The 26,203-nt window shown below is 72.6% G+C and carries 17 protein-coding genes; 5 read left to right on the top strand and 12 right to left on the bottom strand.

The features are described from left to right. The first annotated feature begins 184 nt into the window (after nt 1-184). A complete protein-coding gene (locus OHS82_RS23850) occupies nt 185-2,890 on the top strand; it encodes a D-alanyl-D-alanine carboxypeptidase (protein ID WP_328434435.1) in 2,706 nt (901 codons plus the stop codon). A 171-nt stretch (nt 2,891-3,061) separates the two neighbouring features. After that, the gene (locus OHS82_RS23845; protein WP_057578915.1) at nt 3,062-4,996 is read left to right on the top strand and encodes an MFS transporter; all 1,935 of its coding nucleotides are present in this window, start codon (nt 3,062-3,064) and stop codon (nt 4,994-4,996) included. Here the strand turns inward: OHS82_RS23845 and OHS82_RS23840 are convergent, their stop codons facing one another. Further along, the gene (locus OHS82_RS23840; RefSeq protein ID WP_057578917.1) at nt 4,997-5,860 is read right to left on the bottom strand and encodes a hypothetical protein; all 864 of its coding nucleotides are present in this window, start codon (nt 5,858-5,860) and stop codon (nt 4,997-4,999) included. A 75-nt stretch (nt 5,861-5,935) separates the two neighbouring features. On the opposite strand from OHS82_RS23840, the gene OHS82_RS23835 reads away from it, so the two are divergent. Continuing rightward, nucleotides 5,936-6,721 carry an SDR family oxidoreductase gene (locus tag OHS82_RS23835; protein ID WP_057578919.1) on the top strand — a complete coding sequence of 262 codons (786 nt, stop codon included), beginning with the start codon at nt 5,936-5,938 and terminating at the stop codon, nt 6,719-6,721. Between the two features lie 126 nt (nt 6,722-6,847). Further along, nucleotides 6,848-8,452, top strand: a complete 1,605-nt coding sequence (locus OHS82_RS23830) for a sodium:solute symporter family protein (protein ID WP_328434434.1) — start codon at nt 6,848-6,850, stop codon at nt 8,450-8,452. Nucleotides 8,453-8,514: 62 nt separating this feature from the next. On the opposite strand, the gene OHS82_RS23825 is transcribed toward OHS82_RS23830, so the two are convergent. From OHS82_RS23825 to OHS82_RS23770, 11 genes are all read right to left on the bottom strand, one after another. Then, on the bottom strand, nt 8,515-9,639 hold the full coding sequence (locus tag OHS82_RS23825) for an ADP-ribosylglycohydrolase family protein (protein ID WP_328434433.1): 1,125 nt from the start codon (nt 9,637-9,639) through the stop codon (nt 8,515-8,517). Between the two features lie 133 nt (nt 9,640-9,772). Further along, nucleotides 9,773-10,360, bottom strand: coding sequence for a hypothetical protein (locus OHS82_RS23820; protein ID WP_328434432.1), 588 nt, complete (start codon nt 10,358-10,360; stop codon nt 9,773-9,775). Between the two features lie 77 nt (nt 10,361-10,437). Next, nucleotides 10,438-13,053, bottom strand: coding sequence for a bifunctional FO biosynthesis protein CofGH (locus OHS82_RS23815; RefSeq protein WP_057578926.1), 2,616 nt, complete (start codon nt 13,051-13,053; stop codon nt 10,438-10,440). A 64-nt stretch (nt 13,054-13,117) separates the two neighbouring features. After that, on the bottom strand, nt 13,118-13,987 hold the full coding sequence (locus OHS82_RS23810; RefSeq protein ID WP_057578928.1) for an LLM class F420-dependent oxidoreductase: 870 nt from the start codon (nt 13,985-13,987) through the stop codon (nt 13,118-13,120). 199 nt (nt 13,988-14,186) lie between these two features. Continuing rightward, nucleotides 14,187-14,939 carry an ALF repeat-containing protein gene (locus tag OHS82_RS23800; RefSeq protein WP_443061796.1) on the bottom strand — a complete coding sequence of 251 codons (753 nt, stop codon included), beginning with the start codon at nt 14,937-14,939 and terminating at the stop codon, nt 14,187-14,189. A gap of 213 nt (nt 14,940-15,152) precedes the next feature. Next, entirely contained in the window at nt 15,153-16,628 is a 1,476-nt protein-coding gene (locus OHS82_RS23795) for an aldehyde dehydrogenase family protein (protein ID WP_057578930.1), read from the bottom strand. Beyond that, nucleotides 16,625-18,355 (bottom strand): N-acyl-D-amino-acid deacylase family protein, encoded by a 1,731-nt coding sequence (locus OHS82_RS23790; protein WP_057578931.1) that lies wholly within the window; start codon nt 18,353-18,355, stop codon nt 16,625-16,627. Before OHS82_RS23790 ends, OHS82_RS23795 begins: the two co-directional genes overlap by 4 nt. Nucleotides 18,356-18,523: 168 nt before the next feature. Then, nucleotides 18,524-19,642, bottom strand: coding sequence for an LLM class flavin-dependent oxidoreductase (locus OHS82_RS23785; protein ID WP_079041266.1), 1,119 nt, complete (start codon nt 19,640-19,642; stop codon nt 18,524-18,526). Nucleotides 19,643-19,756: 114 nt separating this feature from the next. Continuing rightward, nucleotides 19,757-20,533 carry an SDR family NAD(P)-dependent oxidoreductase gene (locus OHS82_RS23780; protein ID WP_328434431.1) on the bottom strand — a complete coding sequence of 259 codons (777 nt, stop codon included), beginning with the start codon at nt 20,531-20,533 and terminating at the stop codon, nt 19,757-19,759. A 23-nt stretch (nt 20,534-20,556) separates the two neighbouring features. Then, complete coding sequence (locus OHS82_RS23775; protein WP_079041295.1) at nt 20,557-21,429, bottom strand: LLM class F420-dependent oxidoreductase; 873 nt, start codon at nt 21,427-21,429, stop codon at nt 20,557-20,559. A gap of 44 nt (nt 21,430-21,473) precedes the next feature. Beyond that, nucleotides 21,474-22,748, bottom strand: a complete 1,275-nt coding sequence (locus tag OHS82_RS23770; protein ID WP_057578937.1) for an amidohydrolase family protein — start codon at nt 22,746-22,748, stop codon at nt 21,474-21,476. 211 nt (nt 22,749-22,959) lie between these two features. On the opposite strand from OHS82_RS23770, the gene OHS82_RS23765 reads away from it, so the two are divergent. After that, nucleotides 22,960-25,944: an AfsR/SARP family transcriptional regulator gene (locus tag OHS82_RS23765; protein WP_057578939.1), complete on the top strand. Its 2,985-nt coding sequence runs from the start codon at nt 22,960-22,962 to the stop codon at nt 25,942-25,944. Nucleotides 25,945-26,203: the final 259 nt, after the last annotated feature.

The following is a 26,203-nucleotide window of genomic DNA, read 5'->3' as shown; positions in this document are numbered from 1 at the left end:
TCGAGGGTGCGTGACCTGTTTGTAGTGGAACCAGTAGGTATGTCGTTCTCGTCTACCGCAGGAGCCAAGCCCTCTACACAGGACACTGGTACATGGTTCGGACAACGCCGCGAGGCGGGTCCGGGGCGGGCTGTTCACGGTTCGGCAGGCGCGCTGACGGCGTGCGGCACACGAGGAGGCATCGGTGGCGGGCGAGTCCCCCGACAGGTCGAAGCAGCGCGAGTCGTCGGCAGAACCGACGTCGGGGAGCGCGGGCACGGTTCCCGAGGCACGGGAATCCCGCGAGATCCGCGATCCGCGGGTCGCGGTGGCGCGGGACAGCGAGCCCTCGTCGGCCCGCGGCGGCGTGGACACGGCGACGCGGGTGTTCTCGGTACGGGATCTGAAGACCGAGGACGCCGAGGAGTCCGGGGCCGGGGAGTCCGGGGCCGGGGAGTCCGGGGCCGGGGAGTCGGAGCCCGAGGAGTCCGGGGCCGCGAAGGCCGAAGCCGCGGAGACCGACGCCGACGCCCCCGGGAGCGAAGCCGAGGCCGCCGGGACCGGGTCCGCGCGGACCGAGCCGGCCGGGGAGCCGGAGGACGCCGAGGAGACCCCTGCGGAGACGTCGGGCGGGTCGGACGACTCCGGGGACGCGAAGGACGCCGAGACGGCCCCAGCGGCCGCGCAGACCGCCGACGACGGGGCCGGGGACGGCCCTGAGGGCGCCGCCGAGGCCGGAGGCGTCGCAGGGACCGCCGGGAAGGCTCCCGCGGGCGGCGAGGACCGTCTGCGGGCGGCCGTGGCCCAGTGGGTCGCCACGGCGGACGACAAGAGCCCCGAGGACGGCCCCGCGGCCGGTCCGGCCGGCGGCGAGAAGCAAGAGCCCGCGGACGAGATCGCGGACGCGGTCCCGGACACCGCCCCGGACGACGCCCCCGGCGCCGACGCGGACGCCGACCCGGACGACGCCGACCCGGACGCCACGGACCCGGACGACGCCGACGCGCGTCCGAAGAGCACCGCGAAGGCCGGTGAGCGCCCCGACACCGACGCCGACGCCACCGACGAGCCCGAGGACACGCGGCCCGAGAACGCCGACGAGCCCGACGAGGCCGACGCGTCCGCCGAGGTCGCCGGGTCGCAGGACAAGGCCGAGGTAGACGCCGAGGCCGGGCAGGCCGCCAAACGCGCGCCGAAGTGGGCGTCGGACGCCGGCGAGCCCGAGAAGGCCGACGCCGAGCCCGACGCCGGGCCCGAGGACGCCAAGGCCGACCGCACCCCCGTCGACCAGCCGACCGCCGTCTTCAAGACCCCCCGGCCCAAGCCCGCCGTCGACCAGCCGACCACCATGCTGAAGCTCGGCGACGTCAAGCCCCGGCCGAGCGAGGAGAAGGCCGACGCGACCGACGCGACCGGCACGGCCGACGCGACGGACGAGGCCGGCACCGCCGGGAAGACCGCCCGGGCCGACGAGAAGCCCGCGGCGCCGGCCGAGCGGACGAGCAAGTTCGTCGCGCTCAAGCCGCTCGACGAGCCCCGTCCGCCGAAGTCCGCTGCCCAGCCGGCCGCCGACGTCACCGCTTTCGTCCCGCAGGTCGGCCCCGAGCGGACCACGCAGCAGCCGCTGCCGCCGAAGCCGCCGCTGGACCTGCTGGCCGAGCTGACGAACACCCCGCCGCCCCCGCCGACCCCGCTGCGCACCCTCGGACGGCGGCTCAAGATCTGGACGCCGCTGGTCCTCCTGCTGGTCGTCGTGTTTGCGATCGTGCAGGCCGTGCGGCCGCTGCCGGCGACCGCGCTCACGCTGACCGCGAAGAGCTCGTACACCTTCGAGGGCGGCAGGACGCAGCTGCCCTGGCCGAACGAGGGGCAGGGCCGGATCGACGCCGACGGCGTCGGGACGATGGGCACCTTCGGCAAGCAGACGCCCGTGGCCATCGGCTCCGTCGCCAAGACCATGACCGCGTACATCATCCTCAAGGACCACCCGATGAAGGCCGGGGAGGAAGGCCCGGAGATCGAGGTCGACGCGTTGGCGGAGAAGGAGGGCGGCTACGACGTCACGTCCGGCGAGTCGACGCTCAACACCGTCAAGGCCGGCGACAAGCTCACCGAGAAGCAGGCCCTGTCCGCCGTCATCATCCCCTCCGCCAACAACATCGCGCGGCTGCTCGCTCGCTGGGACGCGGGCTCGGTGGAGGCGTTCGTGAAGAAGATGAACGCCACCGCCAAGGAGCTCGGGATGACGAAGACGACGTACACCGACCCCTCGGGCCTGAAGGAGACCACCGTCTCCACGGCTGAGGACCAGGTGAAGCTCGGCCGCGCGTTCGTGGAGGTCCCGGCCCTCGTCGCCATCTCCAGCGCGGCCAGCTGGGACGACCCGTCCGGCAAGAACTGGCCCAACTACAACGAGCTGCCGTTCAGGATCGGCGCGATCGGCATCAAGACCGGCAGCACCAGCGCGGCCGGCGGCAACCTGCTGTTCGCCTCCCGCAAGAAGGTCGACGGGAAGTCGGTGACCCTCGTCGGCGCGATCCTCGGCCAGCACAAGCGCGAGATCCTCAAGACGGCCAACGTGGTCAGCCAGGCGGCGCTGCTCGCCGCCGAGGACGCGCTCACCTCGGCGAAGATCCTGAAGAAGGGCGACGTCGTCGGGTACGTGGACGACAAGCTCGGCGGCCACACGCCCGTCGTCATCACCAAGGACGTCTCGGCGGCCGGCTGGGCCGGTCTGACGGTGAAGCTCTCGTTCACCGCCGGCGAGGTGCCGCACACGGCCAAGGCCGGCACCCAGGTGGGCACGCTCACCGTCGGCGACGGCTCCAGCAGCGCGGTGAAGGTGCCGGTCGCCCTGCAGACGGACCTGGCCGAGCCGGGCTTCTCGGACAAGCTGACCCGCGTCGGCTGACCCGCGACGCCCGTCCGCACGCCTTCCGCACCCCGTCGGGCAGCCGCCCGACGGGGTGCGTGCTAGCGTCGCGAAACGGGACAGGCCGCCGGTCGCAAGGGCGTAGCCGTGAAGCGGACGCGAACGGTACGCGGCCGAGAACAGAAGACGGGACACGGGGAGTGCCTTCAGGTGGCCACTGCGGAACCGACACGCGCCGACGACGCCGGTCCGGACCGGGACGCCGGCTCGCGCGCCAGGGTGCCCGCACCCCAGTCGGGCGAGCACGACCGTGACCCGGCGGGCGGCGCGATGGTAGACCTCGGCCAGGACCGGGTCCCGGACAGCGTGCGGGAGGACCGTACCGGGCCCGCGCGCGGGACGTCCCGGATACGCGGCGCCCTCGGCCGCCTCGGCGCGCCTCTCGGCCGCCATCTCGTCCTCTCCATGACGGCGCTGTCCGGCGTCCTGCACCTCGTCTGGTTCTTCACGTTCGCGAACAGTGGCGGCGACCTCGCGGCGCAGGACGCCTGGGCCGAGTTCGTCGGCCGGCATCCCGACTCGGCGTACAACCTCGCCTGGTACGGCGGCATGCACCCGGTGTCGTACAGCATGGTGTCGCCGTATCTGATGTCCCTGCTCGGCGTCCGCACGACGATGATGATCGCCGGGACGCTCTCGGCGGGGCTGCTCACCCTGATCCTGCTGCGCTGCAGGCCGGTGAAGAACCCCGTGTGGCCCGCGCTCGCGGGGATCTTCGCCCTGCTGTGCAACGCCGCCTCGGGCCGGGTGACGTTCGGCCTCGGCAACATGTTCGCGCTGGGCGCGGTCGCCGTCGTGTTCTGCTGGCCGCACCGCTGGCGCTACAAACGGTGGGCGAAGGCGCTGTGCGCGGCGCCGCTCGCCGCGCTCGCCACCATGGGCTCGCCGGTGGCCGGGCTCTTCGTGGGCATAGTCGCCGTCGCGATGTTCCTGCAGAAGCGGCGGCCTGGCGCGTGGGCGCTCGGGCTCGCCCCGACGGTGGTGGTCGCCCTCTCCGCCTGGCTGTTCCCGTTCTCCGGCACCCAGCCGATGTCCTTCGGCTCGGCGTTCCTGCCGCTGCTGTCGGCGATCGTCGTCTTCGCCGTCGTCCCGCGCGACTGGAGGACGGTGCGGATCACGGCGGCGGTGTACGGGCTCGGGGTGCTGCTGGTGTGGCTGATCAGCTCGCAGATCGGGTCCAACATCACCCGGCTCGCGATGATGTTCACGGGTGTGGTGCTGATGGCGGCGCTGCCGTTCGCCGTGCCGCGCAGCCGCAAGTGGTACGTGATCGTCCTGTCGTCGCTGACGTTCGTGGGCTGGATCGGCTTCAAGTCGGTCGACGACGTGGTGCGGACGACCCCGGCGGCCTCCTGGGCGCGCGAGCTGGCGCCGCTCGTCAACGAACTGCAGGGGGTCGGCGCGGAGAAGGGACGGGTGGAGGTCGTGCCGGCCCGTTCGCACCGCGAGGCGTCCGCGCTCGCGCCGTACGTCAACCTCGCCCGCGGCTGGAACCGGCAGGCCGACATGGAGCGCAACCCGCTCTTCTACGACGACACCCTCAACTCCGCGAACTACCACGACTGGCTGAAGCGGTGGGCCGTGCACTTCGTCGTCGTCCCCAAGGAGGCGCTGGACGGGGACGGCGGCGAGCGGGAGCGGCAGCTGGTGCAGCGGGGGCTGCCCTATCTGGAGCAGATCTGGGGCGACGCCAACTGGCAGCTGTTCAAGGTCGTCGATCCGGCCCCGCTCGCCGAGCCGAACGCGGTGGTGCAGCGGGCCGAGCAGGGCGAGATGACGATCGACGTGAAGAAGGCGGGGCGGATCCTGATCCGGATCCCGTACTCGCCGTGGCTGAGCGTGGTGGACGCGCAGGGCAAGAGCCTGAAGCCGCCGCAGGAGACGCAGGAGTCCAAGGACCGTTCCGACGGCGAGCCGAAGACGTTCGACAACGTCAACGGATGCCTGTTCGAGACGGCGGAGGACGCGGACGGCGACAAGTGGACGGTGCTGCTCGCGCCGAAGGCGGGCACGTACCGGCTGGCGGCGCCCTACCAGCTGCCCCGGGGGACGCCGTGCCCGGACGAGCTGAAGGACCGGCGGTGATCAGCGCAGCCGGTCCACGTGCCGGTCGGTGCCCGGCACCGTGGGGATGAACGGCGCGACCAGTTCCACGCGCCCGAGGCCCGACTCCGCGACCGCCTCCTCCAGACCGGTGAAGTACGGGTCCCAGCAGTCGCCGGGGGCCGTCTCCAGGAACCACAGCAGGGTCAGCCGGGTGTCGACGCCCTCGACCTGCTTGACGTAGGTCATGCGGTCGCCGGGGAGCGGGGTGGGGCGAAAGACGGTGACCATGGCGGCCGGGGAGCCGGCCAGCCGGCGCGGGAGGTGGCGGGCGCGCAGCCAGTGCAGGAGTTCGGCGCGCTGCTGCGCCGAGTCGGCGTCGATCACCTCGACGACGAGGCCCGCGTAGGGGTGGTCGAGGGCGTGGAAGTCCCTCGGGCCCGCCGCGCCGTCCCGGTAGACCGTAGTCGCGTGGTCCTGGAACGCGGTGAACACGTGGGTGCGGTCGTGGTAGACGCGGGCGTCGCGGTTGAGGCGTTTGTTGATGGCGACCGTCCACTTCATGTGGTCGCCGTGGCGTCCGTCGGTGATCCAGTAGGTGGAGAGGTAGCAGCCGGCGGTGACGGGCTGGGCGACCGCCGACTTCTCGGGGTAGCGGAGCAGTTGCAGGTCGCGGGTGGCCACCCATCTGCGGCCGGCGTACATCCACGGCATGGCCATCGCGCCGGCGTAGTAGTGGTCGTCCTCGTACCAGCGGTTGTAGGCGTACTCGTGGCCGGGGTGCGGTTCGACCATGGTGATCAGGGCGTGCCCGGGGTGGACCCCGTAGGGGCCGACGGCGGCCAGTTCGGCGTACGTCTCGCTGTGCGTGCCGCCGTGCTTGTCGCGGTGCGTCTCCTCGCTCATGCTCTTCCCCATCCTCGGTGACTGGCCCATACTCTGACGCTCCGTCAGATAGAGCGGAAGAGGCAGGGAGGCCCTATGTCATCGCTCGAGGGCAGGACCGTGGTCGTGTCGGGGGTCGGCGCCGGGCTCGGTCACCAGGTCGCCGCCGCGGTCGTGCGGGACGGCGGGAACGCCGTGCTCGGGGCGCGGACCGAGGCGAACCTCGCGAAGAGCGCCGCCGAGATCGACCCGGCGGGGGCGCGCACCGCGTACCGGGCCGCCGACATCACCGACGAGCAGAGCTGCGAGGCGCTGGCCGCACTGGCGCGGGAGCGGTTCGGGGGGATCGACGCGGTGGTGCACGTGGCGGCCTGGGACTCGTACTTCGGCGGGGTCGAGGACGCCGACTTCACCACATGGCAGTCGGTGCTGGACGTCAACCTGCTGGGCACGTTGCGGATGACGCGGGCCTGTCTGCCCGCGCTGAAGGAGCGGGGCGGGTCGGTCGTCTTCATCGGGACGCAGTCGGCCGTGGCGGCGCCCTCACAGGTGCGGCAGGCGGCGTACGCGGCCTCCAAGGGGGCGCTGACGAGCGCGATGTACTCGCTCGCGCGGGAGCTCGGGCCGCACCGCATCCGGGTCAACACGGTGCTGCCGGGATGGATGTGGGGGCCGCCGGTGCAGGCCTATGTGCAGTTCACCGCACAGACCGAGGGGGTGCCCGAGGAGGAGGTGCTGGGGAGGCTCACGGGACGGATGGCGTTGCCGGAGCTCGCCACGGACGGGGACGTGGCGGATGCGGCGGTGTTCCTGGCGTCGGACCGGGCACGGGCGATCACCGGGCAGTCGTTGCTGGTCAACGCCGGGGAGCTGATGCGCTGAGTTCATATGAGTGAACACAAGACATCATACCGAATTCTTTTACCTCCCTTTGACCTCGCGGTTACTTGTCGTGTCCACGCATGAGCGCCCACGATGAGCGCCGGGCTGATCCCTGGGAGGGCGCACATGAACGGTCTCGACTGGGCCGTGCTCATCGGCTATTTCGGCGTGATGGTCGCGATCGGCGTCTGGTCGCACAAACGCGTCGACGACGTGAGCGACTTCTTCACCGCCGGCGGCAAGATGCCCTGGTGGCTGTCCGGCATCTCGCACCACATGTCGGGCTACAGCGCGGTGATGTTCACCGGGTACGCGGGCATCGCCTACACCTACGGCGTCACCTCCTTCGTCACCTGGTCCTTCCCCATCGCACTGGGCATCGCGATCGGCTCGAAGCTGTTCGCGCCGCGCATCAACCGGCTGCGGTCGCGGCTCCACGTGGCGTCCCCGCTGGAGTACCTGAAGAACCGGTACGACCTGAAGACCCAGCAGGCGCTCGCCTGGTCCGGGATGATGCTGAAGATCGTGGACGTGGGCGCCAAGTGGGCTGCCATCGCGACCCTGTTGTCCGTCTTCACCGGCATCTCCCTCAACCAGGGCATCCTCATCACGGGCGCGATCACCGCCGTCTACTGCACCATCGGCGGCCTGTGGGCGGACGCGCTGACCGAACTCGGCCAGTTCGTGATCCAGTTGCTGGCCGGCATCGCGATGTTCGTGGCCGTCGTGCTGAAGCTGAACGACAAGGGCATCGGGTTCCTGGACGCCTGGGACCAGCCGGCGCTCCAGGGCCACGACAAGCCGCTCGTCGCCCAGTACGGCACGGTGTTCCTGCTCGCGTTCCTGTTCATCAAGCTCTTCGAGTACAACGGCGGCATGCTGAACCAGGCCCAGCGGTACATGGCCACGTCCGGCCCGAAGGAGGCCGAGCGCTCCGCTCGGCTGTCGGCCGCGCTGTGGCTGGTGTGGCCGCTGGTGCTGTTCTTCCCGATGTGGATGTCCCCGCTGCTGGTGACGTCGAACAAGCCGGACGGCTCCGACTCCTACGCCCTGATGACCGAACAGCTGTTGCCGCACGGCCTGCTGGGGCTCGTCGTCGTCGGCTTCTTCTCCCACACGATGGCGATGTGCTCCTCCGACGCGAACGCCATCGCCGCGGTCTTCACCCGGGACTGCGCGCCCGTCATCTGGGCCAGGGCCAGGGAGTGGAACCAGCGGTCGGGACTGATCGCGGCGCGCGTGACGACCGTCGTGTTCCTCGGCCTGTCCATGGCGGCGGCCACCCAGGTCAACTCCCCCGCCTTCAAGGACATCATCACGGTCGTCATCAAGTGGGTCGCCGGCCTGATGGGCCCGATGGCGATCCCGATGATGCTGGGTCTGCTGCGCCCGTTCCGCCGCTCCGGTCCGACGGCGGCGCTCGGCAGCTGGTCGATGGGCCTGCTGGCCTTCTGGCTGGTCAACTACCCGATCAACTGGAACGTCGACGGCGGCGTGCCGCTCCAGTACCAGGTGTCGATCCCGCTGGCCGTGTCACTGGTCCTCTACATCGTCATCGGGTTCGTCAAGCCCGAGGACACCCCGGAGCGCCTCGCGATCATCGAGACCATCAACACCGACGGGGACGGAGACGGGGGCTCGGCGGGAGCGGCCGCGGCGCCGGAGCCGCGGGACACCGTGGAAGGGAAACTCATCAGCCCGTCCGGGGGCGCCCCCTCCGGCGGAGCCTGACGAACCCGCACCCCCACGCGCCCGTACCCCGAGCCGGCCCGTACCCCGAGCCGGCCCCGCCCTCAGCTCGGCCCGCCCCTCGGATACCTGGCCAGCCATCCCGGCGAAGCCCCCGCGGGGCCGTGCAGGGCGGGGCCCTGGGTCATCTCCATGGCGAAGTCGTCGGCGAGTTCCAGGATCGTGGGACGGCCCTCCAGCTCGGCCAGCCAGGCCGGCGGGAGGGCCGTCTCGCCGTGCAGGGCGCCGAGCAGACCGCCGGCGAGGGCCGCGGTCGGGCCCGAGGGCGCGCCGTGGTTCACGGCGAGCCGCAGCCCGTGCCGGACGTCCTCGGCGACCAGCGCGCAGTAGACCGCTCCGGAGAGCACCGCCTCCGCGGTCCCCGCCCCCGCCAGCTCCTCCACCCGCGCCGGACCCGGCAGCCCCTGCCGCACGGCGCCCAGCGCGCGTTGCAGCGCCTCCGACACCGGCTCGTGCCCGGGCCGTGCCGCCAGCAGCGCGAGCGCGTGCTGCACCGCGCCGTCCAGGCTCTCGCCGCGCGCCAGCGCGTGCACGGTGACGGCGTACGCGCCCGCCGCGAGATACGCCGTGGGATGGCCGTGGGTCTGGGCCGCGCACTCCACGGCGAGCTGCACGACGAGCTGCGGCTCCCAGCCGACGAGCAGCCCGAACGGCACCGAGCGGGGCACGACCTCCGGACCGGCCGCGCCGGGGCTCTTGGGCGATTCGAGGGTGCCCATCACGTCGTCGCCCAGCCCGAGCAGCAGGGTGCGGGTCGGATCACGGCGGGCGTACAGCCACTCCTCGCGGGCGAGCCAGCCGTCGTCCTTGCGCCGCAGGTCGGGCCCCCAGTCGCGCTGGGTGGCCGCCCATCGCAGATACGCCCGGTGCAGATCGGTCGGCGGATGCCAGGCGCCGGTGTCCCGCCGCACCTGGGCACGGATCAGGCCGTCCACCGTGAAGAGGGTGAGCTGGGTGAGATGAGTGACCGCGCCGCGCCGCCCGTAGGCGGACACCAGGTCCACCACGCCCTCGGGCCCGTGTCCCTGCCGGATCTCCTCGAGTCCCAGTCCGTCGACGGGCGCGCCGAGCGCGTCGCCTACGGCCGCGCCCAGCAGCGTGCCGCGCACCCTGCTGCGAAAGTCCTGTTGTTCGGCGCGGCCCCAGACGGGCCCGGCAGTCGCACCCACCAAGTCCTCCCGGCCACCGTCCGTACGTACGACGTCCGTCACTGTAATCGAACGCCGCCCGATTCCCGGCCGGTGCGACGGCTGACGGGTGGAGGGGTTGTGAACCGAGTGACCGTGGGCTGCGGGACCCGTCCTACTCGACGACCCTGACCTTCGTGCCCGTCTCGCCGAACGCCCACAGCGCCGTCCCGTCCGCCTTGGCCATCCGGATGCCGCCTGTCCGCGCGCCGGCGGCGGCCGGGGGCGGGGAGGAGCCGTCGACGGCGTTGGAGAAGGCGATGTTGACGCCCGACGCGACGGAGAAGTACATGACGTGCTCGATCTGCACGCCGTCGGACCCCTTGAGGGCGTCCTTGCGGAGCGAGACCGTGTAGGTGCCGACGGCCGGGTTCACCGTGCCGGGCCAGACCGTGAAACTGCGCCGGGCCGTGTCGTCCGCGTCGACCAGCCAGACGCGGTGCTGCCCCAGGGAGTAGACGACCCGGCGGCCCGCGCCCGACTTCGCGGGCACCCCGGCCGCCTGCGGCGAGGCGGACGGCTTCGGCGAGGCCGGCGGTTTCGCGGACGCGGACGCCGAGGCGTTCGGCCGCTTCGCCGCCGACGCCGTCGGGTGCGGGCCGTTCTCGGCCTGTGCCGTCAGCACGACGACCGCGGCGATCGCACCGGCGGTCAGGCCGGTGACCCAGGCCCAGGAGGGAAGCCGTCGGGCAGGCACGGGCACGCATCTCCTCAGCTACGGGACCCCCCGACCACGAGGGGTCCGATCATCGTACTGTGGGGATCCTGTAGGACCGTCCCTCAGTCGAGCACGGGCAGCAGTTCCGGCAGGTGCCCGTCCGACGCCGCCGCGGCCCGCTGCCGCTCCTCGGACACCTCGCCGTACAGCGTCGTGCGCGGCTTCGCCGGACGGCCCGCCGCCTCCGCGACGGCGATCAGGTCCTTGACGGACTTGTACGAGCCGTAGGACGAGCCCGCCATCCGCGAGATCGTCTCTTCCATCAGCGTGCCGCCCAGGTCGTTCGCCCCCGAGCGCAGCATCTCCGCCGCACCCTCCGTGCCCAGCTTCACCCAGCTGGTCTGGATGTTGGGGATGTGCGGGTGCAGCAGCAGCCGGGCCATCGCGGTGACCGCCCGGTTGTCCCGCATGGTCGGGCCGGGACGGGAGATGCCCGCCAGGTAGACCGGCGCGTTGGTGTGGATGAACGGCAGCGTGACGAACTCCGTGAAACCGCCGGTGCGTTGCTGGATGCCGGCGAGGGTCCGCAGGTGCCCCAGCCAGTGCCGGGGCTGGTCGACATGGCCGTACATCATCGTGGACGAGGACCGGATGCCGAGCTCGTGGGCCGTCGTGACGACGTCGATCCAGGTCGCCGCCGGCAGCTTGCCCTTGGTCAGGACCCAGCGGACCTCGTCGTCGAGGATCTCCGCCGCCGTGCCGGGGATCGAGTCGAGGCCCGCCTCCTTCGCCGCCGTCAGCCACTCGCGGACCGACAGACCGGTGCGGGTCGCGCCGTTGACCACCTCCATCGGCGAGAAGGCGTGCACATGCATGCCGGGGACCCGGGACTTGACCGCCTTCGCGATGTCGAAGTACGCCGTGCCGGGCAGGTCCGGGTGGATGCCGCCCTGCATGCAGACCTCCACCGCGCCCAGCTCCCAGGCCTGTTGAGCCCGGTCCGCGACCTGGTCGAGGGAGAGCGTGTACGCGTCGGCGTCGGTGCGGCGCTGGGCGAACGCGCAGAAACGGCAGCCGGTGTAGCAGACGTTGGTGAAGTTGATGTTCCGCGTGACGATGTAGGTGACGTCGTCGCCGACCGCCGAGCGGCGGACGGCGTCCGCGATGCGGCAGACGGCGTCCAGGGCCGGGCCGTCCGCGTGCAGCAGGGCGAGCGCCTCGTCGTCGGTGAGCTTCGTCGGGTCGTCGGCGGCGGTGCGCAGGGCCTCGCGCACGTCGGTGTCGATGCGCTGCGGGGCCATGCCGGGGGCGGCGGCCTCGCGCAGCGCGCCCCAGTCGCCGTACACCTCGTCGAAGTCGTCGCGGCGGTCCGAGGTGCGGCCTTCGGTGTCGATCGAGGCGTGCAGATCCGTACGCCCCGACGACACGAACACCTCCTCCGGCTCCTGCCACGGGTGTCCTTCGACGACGGCGTCCGGCAGGGCGAGCCCGGTCTGCGGGTCGGCCAGCGCGCGTACGTGCGGAAGCAGCCGCGGGTCCAGCCAGGGCTCGCCGCGCCGCACGAACTCCGGGTAGGCGCAGAGGCGTTCGCGCAGGGTGAAGCCGGCCGCCGCGGACTGCGCGGCCAGTTCCTCGATCTGCGGCCAGGGCCGCTCGGGGTTGACGTGGTCGATGGTGAGCGGCGAGACCCCGCCCCAGTCGTCGATGCCCGCGCCGATCAGCCGCCCGTACTCGCTGTCGACGAGGTTGGGCGGGGCCTGGAGGCAGGCGGACGGGCCCATGATGTGCCGGGCCACGGCCACGGTGGCGACCAGCTCGTCGAGTTCCGCGTCCGGCATGCCGCGCATCGCGGTGTCCGGCTTGGCGCGGAAGTTCTGGATGATCAGTTCCTGGATGCCGTGGTAGGCGCGGGAGACCTTGCGCAGCGCGAACAGCGACTCGGCCCGCTCCTCGTAGGTCTCGCCGATGCCGATCAGGATCCCGGACGTGAAGGGGACGGACGAACGGCCCGCGTCCTCCAGCACGCGCAGGCGGACGGCCGGTTCCTTGTCAGGGGAGCCGTGGTGCGGGCCGCCGGGCTCGGACCACAGCCGGGTGGCGGTGGTCTCCAGCATCATGCCCATGGAGGGCGCGACGGGCTTGAGCCGCTGGAAGTCGGTCCAGGACATCACGCCCGGGTTGAGGTGCGGGAGCAGTCCCGTCTCCTCGAGGATGCGGATGGAGACGGCGCGCACGTAGGCGATGGTGTCGTCGTAGCCGTGGGCGTCGAGCCATTCCCGGGCCTCGGGCCACCGCTCCTCCGGCTTGTCCCCGAGGGTGATGAGGGCTTCCTTGCAGCCGAGGGCCGCGCCCTTGCGGGCGATGTCGAGCACCTCGTCGGGGGACATGAACATGCCGTGCCCGGCGCGGCGGAGCTTGCCGGGGACGGTGACGAACGTGCAGTAGTGGCACTTGTCCCGGCACAGCCGGGTCAGGGGGATGAAGACGCTCTTCGAGTACGTGATGACCCCGGGCCGGCCGGCCGCCTCCAGGCCGGCGTCCCGCACCCGGGCGGCCGACGCGGCGAGGTCGTCGAGGGCCTCGCCGCGCGCCTGGAGCAGGACGGCCGCCTCACCGACGTCGAGGGCGACGCCGTCCCGGGCGCGTTTGAGGGCGCGACGCAGGGAGTTCTCGGTGGGGCCGGTGTGCGTACCAGGAATGGAGCCGGGGCCGGTACCGGAGCTCTCGGGAGTCGTCATCCTTTGAGCATACGTTCGGGCTGATCAGAGCCGACGGGACGCCCGGTCCGTCCCTCGCGCGAGGTCATTGCACGGTGTCACTGGCGTCGGACAGGTACGCGCTGTACCCGTCGAGGAGGCCGAGCACCTCCGCCTCGCCGGCGGGCGGAAGCTGGACCACGACCTCGTCGATGCCGAGCTCCGCGTAGTGGGCGAGCTTGCCCGGGGACGGGTGGACGGCGTACGGCACGACCTGGAGCGCGGCCGGCTCGCGGCCCGCGTCCGCCCAGGCGGCCCGCAGGACGGGCAGGGACTCGGAGAGGCCGCGGCCGCCGATCGGCAGCCAGCCGTCGGCGTACTCGCAGATGTGGGAGAACAGCTTCGGCCCGGCGGCCCCGCCGACGAGCGTGCGCGGGCCGGCGACCGGTCCGCGCGGCTTCTGCACGGGCTTGGGGTACGCCGAGCTGGCCCGCACACTGCCGTACTCGCCCTCGTACGCCGTCGGCTCGTCCGCCCACAGCGCCTGCATCAGCCGCATCCGGTCCCGGACCAGCTCGCGCCGCGTCCGCCACTCCACCCCGTGGTCGGCGGCCTCCTCGACGTTCCAGCCGTAGCCGAGACCCAGGGTGAACCGGCCGCCGGAGAGGTGGTCGACGGTGGCGATCTGCTTGGCCAGGTCGATCGGGTCGTGCTGGGCGACGAGCGTGATGCCGGTGCCGAGGCCCAGCGTCTGCGTCACCGCCGCCGCCTGCCCGAGCGCGACGAACGGATCGAGGGTGCGGCCGTACTCGCGGGGCAGGTCGCCGCCGGCGGGATAGGGGCTGGTGCGCTCGACGGGGATGTGCGTGTGCTCGGGAAGATAGAGCCCGGCGAACCCGCGCTGCTCCAGCTCACGGGCGAGGCGGACGGGCGTGATCGTCTCGTCGGTGAGGAAGATCGTGACGGCGATGCGCATGGGCGGGCCTTTCGCTGCGTGCGGCTCTGTCGACGGCGTCGTCGCGGGGTGGCGACCCCCGGGTGTGCGGGTGCGATCCCCATCTGTACCGGGCGACACGACAACTGTCCATACCGACTGGTCGGCATTACCGCTGCGGCCCCACAGCGCCGTGCGCGCCCGAGGCCCAGGGAGCCTCGGGCGGGCGCGGGCTCGGACGTCAGCGCTTGACCTTGGCCTCGTACTGGCCGACCTCCAGGAAGTAGCGCAGTTCCTCCGGCGTGCCGTTGATGGCCTTCTGGGCCGCGGCGCGCAGGGTCTTGCTGATCTTCGGGTCGGCCAGGATGCGCGCGACGGCGACCCGGTCGTCCTCGGCCCTCGCGAGACGGAACCCGGTCTCCAGGAACGTGCGCAGCGCCTCAGGGGTATTGGCGTCCAGCGCCTTGTTGGCCTCCCGGACCACCGCCTTGCCGGAGGTCTTGTCGCCGAGGATGCGCGCGATCGCGACCCGGTCGTCCTCGGCCCGCGCGAGACGGAAGCCGGTCTCCAGGAACGCGCGCAGCGCCTCAGGGGTATTGGCGTCCAGCGCCTTGTTGGCCTCCCGGACCACCGCCTTGCCGGAGGTCTTGTCCCCCAGGATGCGGAAGACGGCGACCCGGTCGTCCTCGGCCTGCGCGAGACGGAACCCGGTCTTCAGGAACGCGCGCAGGGCGTCCGCCGTGCCGGCGTCCAGCGCCTTGTTGGCCTCGCGTACGACGGCCTTGCCGGAGGCCTTGTCCCCGAGGATGCGCGCGACCGCGACGCGGAGGTCGTCCAACGACATGTCGTCGACAGGCGTGTCGGTCGCCGCCGCAGCGGTCGTCGCGGTCGCCGTCGTCGCCGCCGCGCCGGTGGCGAACGCCGGGGTGGCGAGGAGCAGGGCCGGGGCCAGGGCGGTGGCCGTGACGAGCAGGGCAACGCGGTGCTGTCGCATGAGTGTGTTCCTCCGTGAGGTGGCGGTCGCTGCGAGAATCCTCGCCCCCGTTCGCCACGTGATGCACTGCCGGAAACCGGCAGTCCCCGTCGGCTTTCGATGCCGTGTTCGCACATCATCGAACCGCCCGGAGGGAATCTCAACTCCCTTTGGCCACAGCGGGGTTACCCACGACGGGCCGCGGCCGGCCGGGGGGGGTGACCGGGGCGCGGCTCAGCCCGGCCAGACGACGGCCTGCACCTCGCTGTAGGCGTGCAGCGCGTACGAGCCGACATCGCGGCCCACGCCGCTCTTCTTGAACCCGCCGAACGGGGCCTCCATGTTGCGGCCCACGGTGTTGACGCCGACGCCGCCAGCCCGCAGCCGGCGGGCCACGCGGAAGGCGCGGGCCACGTCGGCCGACCAGACGTAGTCGATGAGGCCGTAGTCGCTGTCGTTGGCGAGGGCGACGCCCTCCTCCTCGTCGTCGAAGGGCACGACCGTCACGACGGGGCCGAAGATCTCCTCCCGCACCGCCCGCATGTCGTTCGTGCAGTCGGCGAGGACGGTCGGGGCGACGTAGAACCCGCCTTCCGACGCCGGGCGTTCTCCGCCCACGACGACCACCGCGCCCTCCTTGCGCCCCAGTTCGACGTAGGACTCCACCCGGTCCCGGTGCGCGGCCGAGATCACCGGGCCGACCACCGTGTCCGCCTCCCTGGGGTCACCGACCTTCAACCGGCGTGCGTAGAGCGTGAGTTGCTCCACCAGCCGGTCGTACACCCCGCGCTGCGCCAGCACCCGCGTCGGGGCCGTGCAGATCTGGCCGCTGTAGAAGGAGAACGTGGTGCCGATGCCGGCCACCGCCGACGCGAGGTCCGCGTCGTCGAGGACGATCGCGGCGCCCTTCCCGCCCAGCTCCATCAGCTGACGCCGCATGTCCCGGCCGCACACCTCGGCGATGCGCTGTCCGACGGCCGTCGAACCGGTGAAGCTGACCATGTCGACGTCCGGCGAGGACACCGCCGTCTCGCCGACCGCGACCGCGCGTCCGGAGACGACGTTGACCACGCCGCGCGGGACGCCCGCCTCCTCCAGCGCCTCCGCCATCCGGTAGACGGACAGGGGGTCCTGCGGGGCCGGCTTCACGACAACCGTGTTGCCCATGGCCAGGGCGGGCGCGACCTTCCCCGCCGGGTTGGCCCACGGGTTGTTGTACGAGGTGACGCAGGCGACGACGCCGACCGGCTGGCGCACGGCGAGCGCGCCCATCACGCCCGCCTTCCCCATCGGTCCCGCCTCGTTGATCTGCGGGGCGATCGGCCACTCGGAGGGCTCCACGCGCGCGTACCGGCGGAAGCGGGCCGCGGCCACCCCGACCTGCATCGCGCGCGCCGTCCCGGTGGTGGCGCCGGACTCCGCCTGCGCGAGTCCCGCGTAGGGCAGCAGCCGGGCCCGGATGAGGTCGGCCGCCCGGGCCAGCACGGCCGCCCGCTCCTCCGGCGGGGTGCGCGACCACGGGCCGAGGGCCTCGCGGGCCGCCGCGCAGGCCTCGCGCACCTGATCGGGCGAGGCCTCCGGCGCCAGGCCGACGGTCCCCTCGGTCGCCGGGTCGACGACCTCGTAGTGTCCGCCGTCGGGCTCGATCCAGTCCCCGCCGACGAACAGTCGCTGCGCTGCGCCGGCGACCGGCCTCTGCGCGTCGTTCACCTCGTGCTCACCGTCCTGGTGTCCCGCCCCGAGCGCAGCACCCGTCCGGGCACGGCGCCCGTCACCACGTCGTCGCGGATGGCGGCCACGCCGTTCACCCACACCGCGCGCACCCCGAGGGCCTTGGAGTCCAGCCGCGGACTGTCACCCGGCAGGTCGTGCACCAGGGTGGCCTTGCCCGCGTCGATCCGTTCCGGGTCGAACAGGACGAGGTCGGCATGGAAGCCCTCCTGGATCCGGCCCCGTTCCCGCAGCCCGAACAGCCTCGCCGGGTCGTCCGTCAGCATCTTCACCGCCTGCTCCAGGCCGGCCAGCCTCCGGCCGCGCAGACAGTCGCCGAGGAAGCGGGTGGTGTAGGGCGCCCCGCACATGCGGTCCAGGTGCGCGCCCGCGTCGGACCCGCCGAGCAGGACGTCCTCGTGGTTCCAGGTCTCCGCCCGCAGGGCCCACGAGGCGGGGTCGTTGTCCGTGGGCATCGGCCACAGGACGGTGCGCAGCGCGTCGGCGGCGCAGATCTCGACCAGACACGCGAAGGGGTCCAGGCCGCGTTCGGCGGCGACGTCCCGTACCACCCGTCCGGTGAGGCCCGCGTTGGCCTCGCTGTAGGTGTCGCCGATGACGTACCGCCCGAAGTCGGTCAGCCGGCGGAAGACCCCCGCCTCCTTCGAGTCCGCCCTCCGCAGCAGCTCCGCCCGGACGGCCGGGTCGCGCAGCTGCTCGATGCGCTGCGGGACCGGCAGGGCGAGGACCGGCCCCCAGCCCGGGATCAGGTTCAGCGCGCAGAACGTGCCCAGGGACATGTTCATCGGCGTGAGGATCGGCATGGTCAGCGCCACGACCCGGCCGCCCGCCTTGCGTGCCCGTTCGCTCGCCGTGAGCTGCCGGGGCACCCGCTCCGGCACGGCCGCGTCGACGGTGAGGACGTTCCAGTTCAGGGGGCGTCCGGCGGCGGCGCTCATCTCCGCGAAGAGATCGATCTCGGCGTCGCTGAACTGGTCGAGACAGCCCGCCACGATCGCCTCGATCTGCGTGCCCTCGTGCTCGCCCACCGCACGGGACATCGCCAGCAGCTCCTCGGGCCGGGCGTGACGGGAGGCGACGGGCTGTCCGTCCCCGTCGGAATGGGTAGAGGACTGGGTGGTGGAGAACCCCCAGGCGCCCGCCTCCATCGCCTCGTGCAACAGCTGCACGATCTGCCGCAGTTGCTCCTCGCTGGGCTGCCCGCCCACCGCGTCAGGGCCCATCACGTACCGGCGCAGCGCGCAGTGCCCCACCATGAAGCCGGCGTTGACGGCGATCCGCCCCTCCAGGGCGTCCAGGTACTCCCCGAAGCCGCTCCAGTTCCAGGGCGCGCCCTCCTCGAGGGCGACCAGCGACATGCCCTCCACCTTGGACATCATGCGGCGGGTGTAGTCGGCGTCCTCGGGGCGGTCCGGGTGGAGCGGCGCGAGTGTGAAGCCGCAGTTCCCGGCCGCGACCGTGGTCACCCCGTGGTTCAGGGACGGGGTGGCGTACGGGTCCCAGAACAGCTGGGCGTCGTAGTGCGTGTGCGGATCGACGAACCCGGGCGCGAGGACGAGGCCGGCGGCGTCCTCGGCGGTACGGGAATCCTCGGTGACCGTGCCGACGACGGCGATCCGCCCGTCCCGGATGCCGACGTCGGCCGTGAAGGCGGGCGCACCGGTCCCGTCCACGACGGTCGCCCCCTTGATGACGTGATCGAGCATGAGAGCTCCTCCTCAACTCCGTTGCGGGCAGCACCGCTCAGGGGGGCGCGGGACTGTATCGATGTGCGGCTCCGCCGCGCGGGCGCGACCGGCCGCGACGGGCTCGCGACCGCCGAACGGCCCGCACGCCTACGGCGCGTACACGCCCCGGCCGGTCCGCGACAGCGGCTACGCGCCCTGCCGGAACCGTGTGGTGCGGTGCACGGGATCCGTGTCGATCTTCGGGATCACGTGCTCCCCGATCAGCCGGATCGTCTGCAGCGTCTCCTCCTTCGGCACCCCCACCGGCAGCCCGAAGGACAGCTGGTCGGCGCCCGCCTGTTCCCACCGCTTGCACTGCCGCGTCACCTCGTCGGGGTCGCCGCAGATCAGCAGCTCCTCCTCGATGAGCAGTTCGACGAACTCGGCGTTGTACTCGGGCAGGGTCTCCGGCCAGACCGGGAAGCCCTCGGGCCGCGGGAAGGTGTCGTGGTAGCGGAACACCAGCGAGGGCAGGTAGTGCAGTTCGCCCTCGACGGCGATCCGGATCGCCTCGTCGTGGGTGGGCGCGCAGATCGCCGTCGTCGTCACCATCACGTTGTCGTTGACGAAGTCGCCGATCGGCTCGGCGTTCACGACGGCCGTCTTGTACTGCTCCAGCACCCATTCCATGTCGGAGACCTTCTGGATGCTGAAGCCCAGCACGCCGAGGCCCTTGCGGGCGGCCATCGCGTACGAGGGCGGCGAACCGGCCGCGTACCACATCGCCGGGTGCGACTTCCCGTACGGCTTCGGCAGGATCTTGCGCGGCGGGAGCTGCCAGTGCTTGCCCTGGAAGCCGACGTACTCGTCCTGGAGCCACATCTTCGGGAACTCGGCGATGGCCTCCTCCCAGATCTCCTTCGTGTGGTTCATGTCGGTGATGCCGGGGAGGAAGCCGAGGATCTCGTGGGAGCCGGCGCCGCGGCCTGAGCCGAACTCGAAGCGGTTGCCGGTGAGGTGGTCGAGCATGGCGACCTTCTCGGCGACCTTCACCGGGTGGTTGACCTGGGCCAGTGGGTTGAAGATGCCCGAGCCGAGGTGGATGCGGTCGGTCGCGTGGGCGAGGTAGCCGAGGAAGACGTCGTTGGCGGAGAGGTGCGAGTACTCCTCCAGGAAGTGGTGCTCGGACGCCCAGGCGTACTTGAACCCGGACCGGTCCGCCTGGATGACGTACTCGGTCTCCTCCATCAGCGCCTTGTGCTCGGCGAGCGGATCGGTCTCGGCGCGCTTGCCCACGTATCCCTGTACAAAGAGCCCGAATTCCAAGGAGGTTCACCGTCCCCGGTTCTGAAGTCCACGGATCTGAGTCTGACGGTCCGTCAGATCAGCTGGCCCCGACTGTCGCACCACCCGCAAGGAGGGTCAATAGCTGACGTACAGTCAGATGACGGCGACTCCCGCGAGCCATCCCCCGTCGATCACGAACGGCTGCCCGGTGATGTAGGAGGAGTCCTGCGAGGTGAGGAACAGCGCGAGGCGGGCCACCTCCTCCGGGCGGCCGATCCGGCCCAGCGGGACGAGCTTGCGGTACAGCCCGTCGATGGCCTTCGCGGTCTCCTCCAGGTCGGCGTCCGGGTCCAGCATCGAGGGGTTGGACATCGCGGTGTCGACCGCGCCCGGGCACACGGCGTTGACCCGGATGCCACGCGGCGCGAGCTCCAGCGCGGCGACCCTGGTGAGCCCGAGGATCGCGTGCTTGGTCGCCGCGTACGCGCCCACCGCCGCCATCCCCGTCACCGCGGTGTACGAGGCCGTGTTGACGATCGTGCCCCCGTCGGACATCACCGGCGCGACCGTCTTGACGCCCAGGAAGCAGCCGACCTGGTTGACCCTCACGACCTGCATGAACTCGTCGAGGGGGGTGTCGGTGAGCGCGTTGAAGCGCAGGATGCCGGCATTGTTGACCAGGCCGTCGACGCGCCCGTACGCCTGCTGCACGGCCCGCACGGTCGACTGCCAGGCCTCCTCGCTGCCCACGTCGAGCGGGAGGAACAGGGCGCCGATCTCCTCGGCGAGCGCCCGGCCCTGCTCCTCGAGGACGTCGGCGACGACCACCCGCGCGCCCTCCTCGGTGAAGAGCCGCGCCTCCTGTTCGCCCTGGCCGCGTGCGGCTCCGGTGACGATGACGACGCGACCGTCCAGCTTGCCCTTGCCCATGACTGTCCTCCGTGCCGTCGGGTTCACAGGTGCGGGGCGACCTCGGCCCCGAACGCGGTGATCTGGTCGATGAGTTCGGATCGGTCGCGGCAGCGGAACCGGACCTGGATCTGGTCGACGCCCATCGCCGGGTAGGCGCGCAGCGACGCGGCGAGGGCCTGCGGGGGCCCGGTGAGGGTGCGGCGGCCGACGTTCCAGGAAGGCGTGCCGACGTACAGGGGCTCGGTGATGGCGCCGACGGTGAAGGGCCCCTCGACGCCGGCCTCGGCGCGCAGCCGCCCGATCCGCTCGATCTGCGCGGGGAGCCGGTCGCGCGGGTCGCCCTGGGGCAGCCAGCCGTCGCCCTTGAGCGCGGCGCGGCGCACGGCGGCCGGGGAGGAGCCGCCGACCCACACGGGGACACGGTCCTGGGCGGGCCGGGGCCGCTGCCCGAGCCCCTCGAAGTCGTACGCCTTCCCGTGGTGGGAGGGGAACTCGTCCGGCCCGAGGGCGGCGCGCAGGGCGTCGATCGTCTCGTCCAGGACCGTGCCGCGCCGCTCGAAGTCGGCGCCCAGCGCCTCGAACTCCTCCCGCACGTGTCCCGCGCCGACCCCGAGGACCAGACGGCCCCCGCTGAGGTGGTCGAGGGTCGCATACTGCTTGGCGGTGACGAGGGGGTGGCGCAGGCCGACGACGGCGACGTGGCTGAGCAGCCGGACGCGGGTCGTCACGGCCGCGAGGTGGGCGAGGGTGGCCACGGGGTCGTACCAGACCGTGCTCATGGCCTCGGCCAGCCGGCGCGGGATCGCCACGTGGTCGCAGGCGGCGACGTAGGCGAAGCCGGACCGGTCGGCGGCCCGGGCGATCTCGACGAGGTCGGCGGGGCCGGCGTCGGCCTCCCACGGTTCGGCGAACATCGTCGACTGGGACTGGACCGGGAGCTGGATGCCGTAGGCGGGGCTCACCGGGGGCTCCACAGGCCGTCCTCTGTCAGCCCCAGCAGCTTGATCGCGTTGCCCCGCACGATCCGCTCCACCACGTCCGGGGCCAGGTGTCCCATCTGCGCCTCGCCGACCTCCCGCGACTTGGGCCAGGTGGAGTCGGAGTGCGGGTAGTCGGTCTCGTAGAGGACGTTTCCGGCGCCGACGGAGTCGAGGTTGCGCAGCCCGAAGGCGTCGTCGAAGAAGCAGCCGAAGACGTGGTCGGCGAACAGCTCGGACGGCGGCCGGTGGACCTTGTCGGCGACCCCGCCCCAGCCGCGGTTCTCCTCCCACACCACGTCCGCGCGCTCCAGGATGTACGGGATCCAGCCGATCTGGCCCTCCGCGTACATCACCTTCAGGTTCGGGAAGCGCTCGAACTTGCCGCTCATCAGCCAGTCGACCATCGAGAAGCAGCAGTTGGCGAAGGTGATGGTGGAGCCGACGGCGGGCGGGGCGTCCTCCGACGTGGACGGCATACGGCTGCTGGAGCCGATGTGCATGGCGACGACCGTGCCCGTCTCGTCGCAGGCGGCGAGGAAGGGGTCCCAGTAGTCGGTGTGCACGGAGGGCAGGCCGAGGTGCGGGGGTATCTCGGAGAAGGCGACCGCGCGCACCCCGCGGGCCGCGTTGCGCCGGACCTCGGCGGCCGCCAGCTCCGCGTCCCACAGCGGGACGAGGGTGAGCGGGATCAGCCGCCCCCCGGCCCGGGGGCCGCACCACTCCTCCACCGTCCAGTCGTTGTAGGCGCGCACGCACAGCAGGCCCAGCTCACGGTCGGCGGCCTCGGTGAAGGTCTGTCCGCAGAAGCGCGGGAAGGTGGGGAAGCAGAGGGCGGACTGGACGTGGTTGACGTCCATGTCGGCGAGCCGGGAGGGGACGTCGTACGAGCCCGGGCGCATCTGCTCGTAGGTGATGACCTCCAGCTTGATCTCGTCCCGGCTGAAGCCGACGGCGGTGTCGAGGCGGGTGAGCGGGCGGTGCAGGTCCTCGTAGACCCACCAGTCGCCGATCGGTCCGTCGTCGCCGGGCTCGCCCATGACGGGCTTGAAGCGGCCGCCGAGGAAGGTCATCTCCTTCAGCGGGGCCCGGACGACACGGGGTCCGGTGTCGAGGTACCTCTTCGGCAGGCGGTCCTGCCAGACGGTGCTCGGCTCCACGGTGTGGTCGTCGACGGAGATGATCGGCGGGAGCGGCGTGGCGGCGGGCGAGGCGCCGGACCGGACGGCGGGCGAGACGGCGGATGAGGTGTCCATGGAAGGCACGGTAGCGCCGATCTGACGGTGCGTCAGCTAGCCTGCGGCCGCCGCCTGCCTGCCGACGGTGGCCGGATGTGTGCGCGCGGACCGCGCCCGGCCGGTGGACTCCCGTGCGCCGCACTGTGATCGGCGTCTCGCGCGACTGACGGTTCCGGCATGGACAGGGCAAACTGGGCCTCGGTACTTCGGATGCCTAAGGGGAGCCCTGATGGACGACCGCGCAGAGCACGGCGGCCCGCGTGTGCCGCAGCAGAGGCGCTCCGGCGCGGCCGGGGAGCCGGCCGCGCTGCGCTTCGATGTGCTCGGCCCGGTGCGCGCCCGCCGCGGCGAGCAACAGCTGACCACCGGCAGTCCCCAGCAACGCGCGCTGCTGGCCGCCCTGTTGCTGCGCGAGGGCCGTACCGCGACGGCCGGCGAGCTGATCGACGCGCTGTGGGGCGAGGATCCGCCCTCGCAGGCGCTGGCGGCGGTGCGGACGTACGCCTCCCGGCTGCGCAAGGCCCTTGACCCGGGCGTCCTGGTGACCGAGTCCGGCGGATACGCCGTACGCGGACTGGGCGAGGGCGCCCTGGACCTGGCGGTGGCGCAGGAGTTCGCGGCGGAGGCGGACAAGGCGAGGGCGGCCGGCGACCTGGGCCGGGCCCGGCAGACGTTGAACCGGGCGCTCGGCCTGTGGGACGGCGAGGCGCTGGCCGGCGTCCCCGGACCCTATGCGGAGGCGCAGCGCGTCCGGCTGGAGGAGTGGCGACTGGGGCTGCTGGAATCCCGCCTGGACATGGACCTGGAGCAGGGCTGCCACGCGGACGCCGTGTCGGAGCTGACCGCGCTGACGGCGGCCTACCCGCTGCGCGAGCGGCTGCGCGAACTGCTGATGCTGGCGCTGTACCGCAGCGGCCGGCAGGCGGAGGCGCTGGCGGTGTACGCGGACACCCGGCGGCTGCTGGCCGAGGAACTGGGCGTGGACCCGCGGGCGGGGCTGCGGGAGCTGCAGCGCCGCATCCTCCAGGCCGACCCGGAGCTGGCGGAGCCGTCGGCGCCCGCCGCGGAACCGGCGGTGGTGCGGGTACGTCCCGCGCAACTCCCGGCGACCGTGCCGGACTTCACCGGCCGGGCGGCCTTCGTGGCGGAGCTGACCGAGGTACTGGCGGCGGCCGGCGGCGACGGCGCCGGCGGAGTGATGGCCGTGTCGGCTCTGGCGGGCATCGGCGGCGTGGGCAAGACGACCCTCGCGGTGCACGTGGCGCACCGGGCCCGCCCGGTCTTCCCCGACGGGCAGCTGTACGTCGACCTGCAGGGCGCCGGAGCGCGGGCGGCGGAGCCGGAAACGGTCCTCGGCGCCTTCCTGCGCGCCCTCGGCACCGCGGAGTCGGCGATCCCGGACTCCCTGGAGGAACGGGCCGCGCTGTACCGCTCGCTCCTGGACGGGCGTCGCATCCTGGTGCTGCTGGACAACGCGCGGGACGCCGCCCAGGTGCGTCCCCTGCTGCCGGGCACGGAGGGCTGCGCGGCGCTGGTCACCTCCCGGGTGCGGATGGTGGACCTGGCCGGCGCCCACCTGGTCGACCTGGACGTGATGTCCCCGGACGAGGCGCTGTCCCTGTTCACCCGGATCGTGGGCGAGGAGCGGGTGGCGTCGGAGCGGGAGGCGGCCCTGGACGTGGTCGCCGCCTGCGGCTTCCTGCCGCTGGCGATCCGCATCGCGGCGTCCCGGCTGGCGTCCCGGCGCACCTGGACGGTCTCGGTGCTCGCCGCCAAGCTGGCCGACGAACGGCGGCGGCTGGACGAGCTCCAGGCGGGCGACCTCGCGGTGAAGGCGACGTTCGAGCTCGGCTACGGGGCGCTGGAGCCGGCCCAGGCCCGCGCGTTCCGTCTGCTGGGCCTCGCGGACGGCCCGGACATCTCCCTGCGGGCGGCCGCGGCGGTCCTCGACCTGCCGCCGGAGGAGGCCGAGGACCTGCTGGAGTCCCTGGTGGACACCTCCCTGCTGGAGTCGGCGGCGCCCGGCCGCTACCGATACCACGACCTGGTCCGGCTGTACGCCCGGTCGTGCGCGGAACGGGACGAGCAGGCGGCCGGCGAGCGGGGGGTGGCGATGTCGCGGCTGCTGGACTTCTATCTCGCGACCGCGACGGGCGTCTACGCGATCGAGCGGCCCGGAGAACGGGTGCTGGAACACCTGAGCCGCGGCAGCTACCCGGGTCTGTCCTTCGCCGACCGGGGCCAGGCCCTGGACTGGCTGTTCACCGAGGCGAGCGGACTGCTCGCGGCGGTGCAGCAGACCGGAACGGCGGGCATGCTGCGCCGGGCGGCCGATCTGCTCCTCGCGGCCGTCGACCTCGGAGAGTCGGGGATCAGCTCACGCCAGTACGTGCTGGCCGCCACGGCGGTGGTCGCGGCCGCCCAGCGGACCCGGGACCCCTACGCGGAGGGCCGGGCGCGCCTGATGCACAGTCACATTCTCGGTGTTTCCGGCCAGTTCGCGGAGTCGGACCGCGAGGCGGGCGCGGCGCTGACGCTGGGCCTCGCCGCCCAGGACCCCGTGGTCTGCGCCCAGGCGCCCAACCAGCAGGGCATCATCGCCCTCTACAACGGGCGGCACGACGAGGCCGAGCAGCACCTCACGAAGGCGCTGGCCGCCTTCCGCGCCGACCGGAACACCCCGGGCGAGGCCAGCGCCCTGTGCAACCTGTCCCGGGTCCACCTGGCGACCGGCCGCACCGAGAGCGCCGTGTCCCTGGCCCGGCAGGGCGTCACCATCTACGAGCGCGACGACACCGGCATGGCGCTGCGCCTGGCGAACGGGAAGTACGCGCTGGGGCTGGCCCTGACCAGCGCCGGCGAGATCACGCCGGCGCTCCGCGCGCTCACCGACGCGCTCGGCATGTTCCAGGACGCCCGCCAGCAGCTGTGGCACGGCATGACCCTGTTCCGGCTCGCCGAGCTGCATCTCGCCGACCACGGCCCGGCCCGCGCCGCGGCCTGTGCCGAACAGGCCCTCGCCGTCCTGCACGGCATCGGCGGGGACTGGCGGCGCGCCAACGTCCTCACGGCCCTCGGCCGCGGCCTGCACGGCGTCGGCCAGCTCGACCGGGCGAGGGTGTGCTGGCAGGAGGCGCTGTCGGTGTTCGAGACGCTGAGGTCCCCGGAGGCGGCGGACGTCCGCACGCTGCTGGCCTCGGCGCCGGTGGGGTGACGGACCACAGGGCGGCGCCCGTCCTGCGGGGGCGGTCCGTCCCGCCTCGGGAGTGCCCGTCCGGCCGCCTCGGGGCGCCCGTCCGGCGGTCCGGGGGTCGTCCGCATCCGACGGTCCCGGGGGCTCGTGCGGCGGTCCGGTTCGTCCGTCCGGCGGTCCCGAAACGCGTTCATCGTTTGTTTATCGCCGTCCGGCACTGTCAGTTGCGCCGGACCGTCGTGTCGGGGGGCAGACGGCTCGGTACGACGGCCGCGCCAGT

Origin of the sequence: Streptomyces sp. NBC_00425, assembly GCF_036030735.1 — a bacterium.
Taxonomy (GTDB): domain Bacteria; phylum Actinomycetota; class Actinomycetes; order Streptomycetales; family Streptomycetaceae; genus Streptomyces.
Note: the sequence above shows the minus strand (reverse complement) of the source record. Positions and strands in the feature narration are given on the sequence as shown.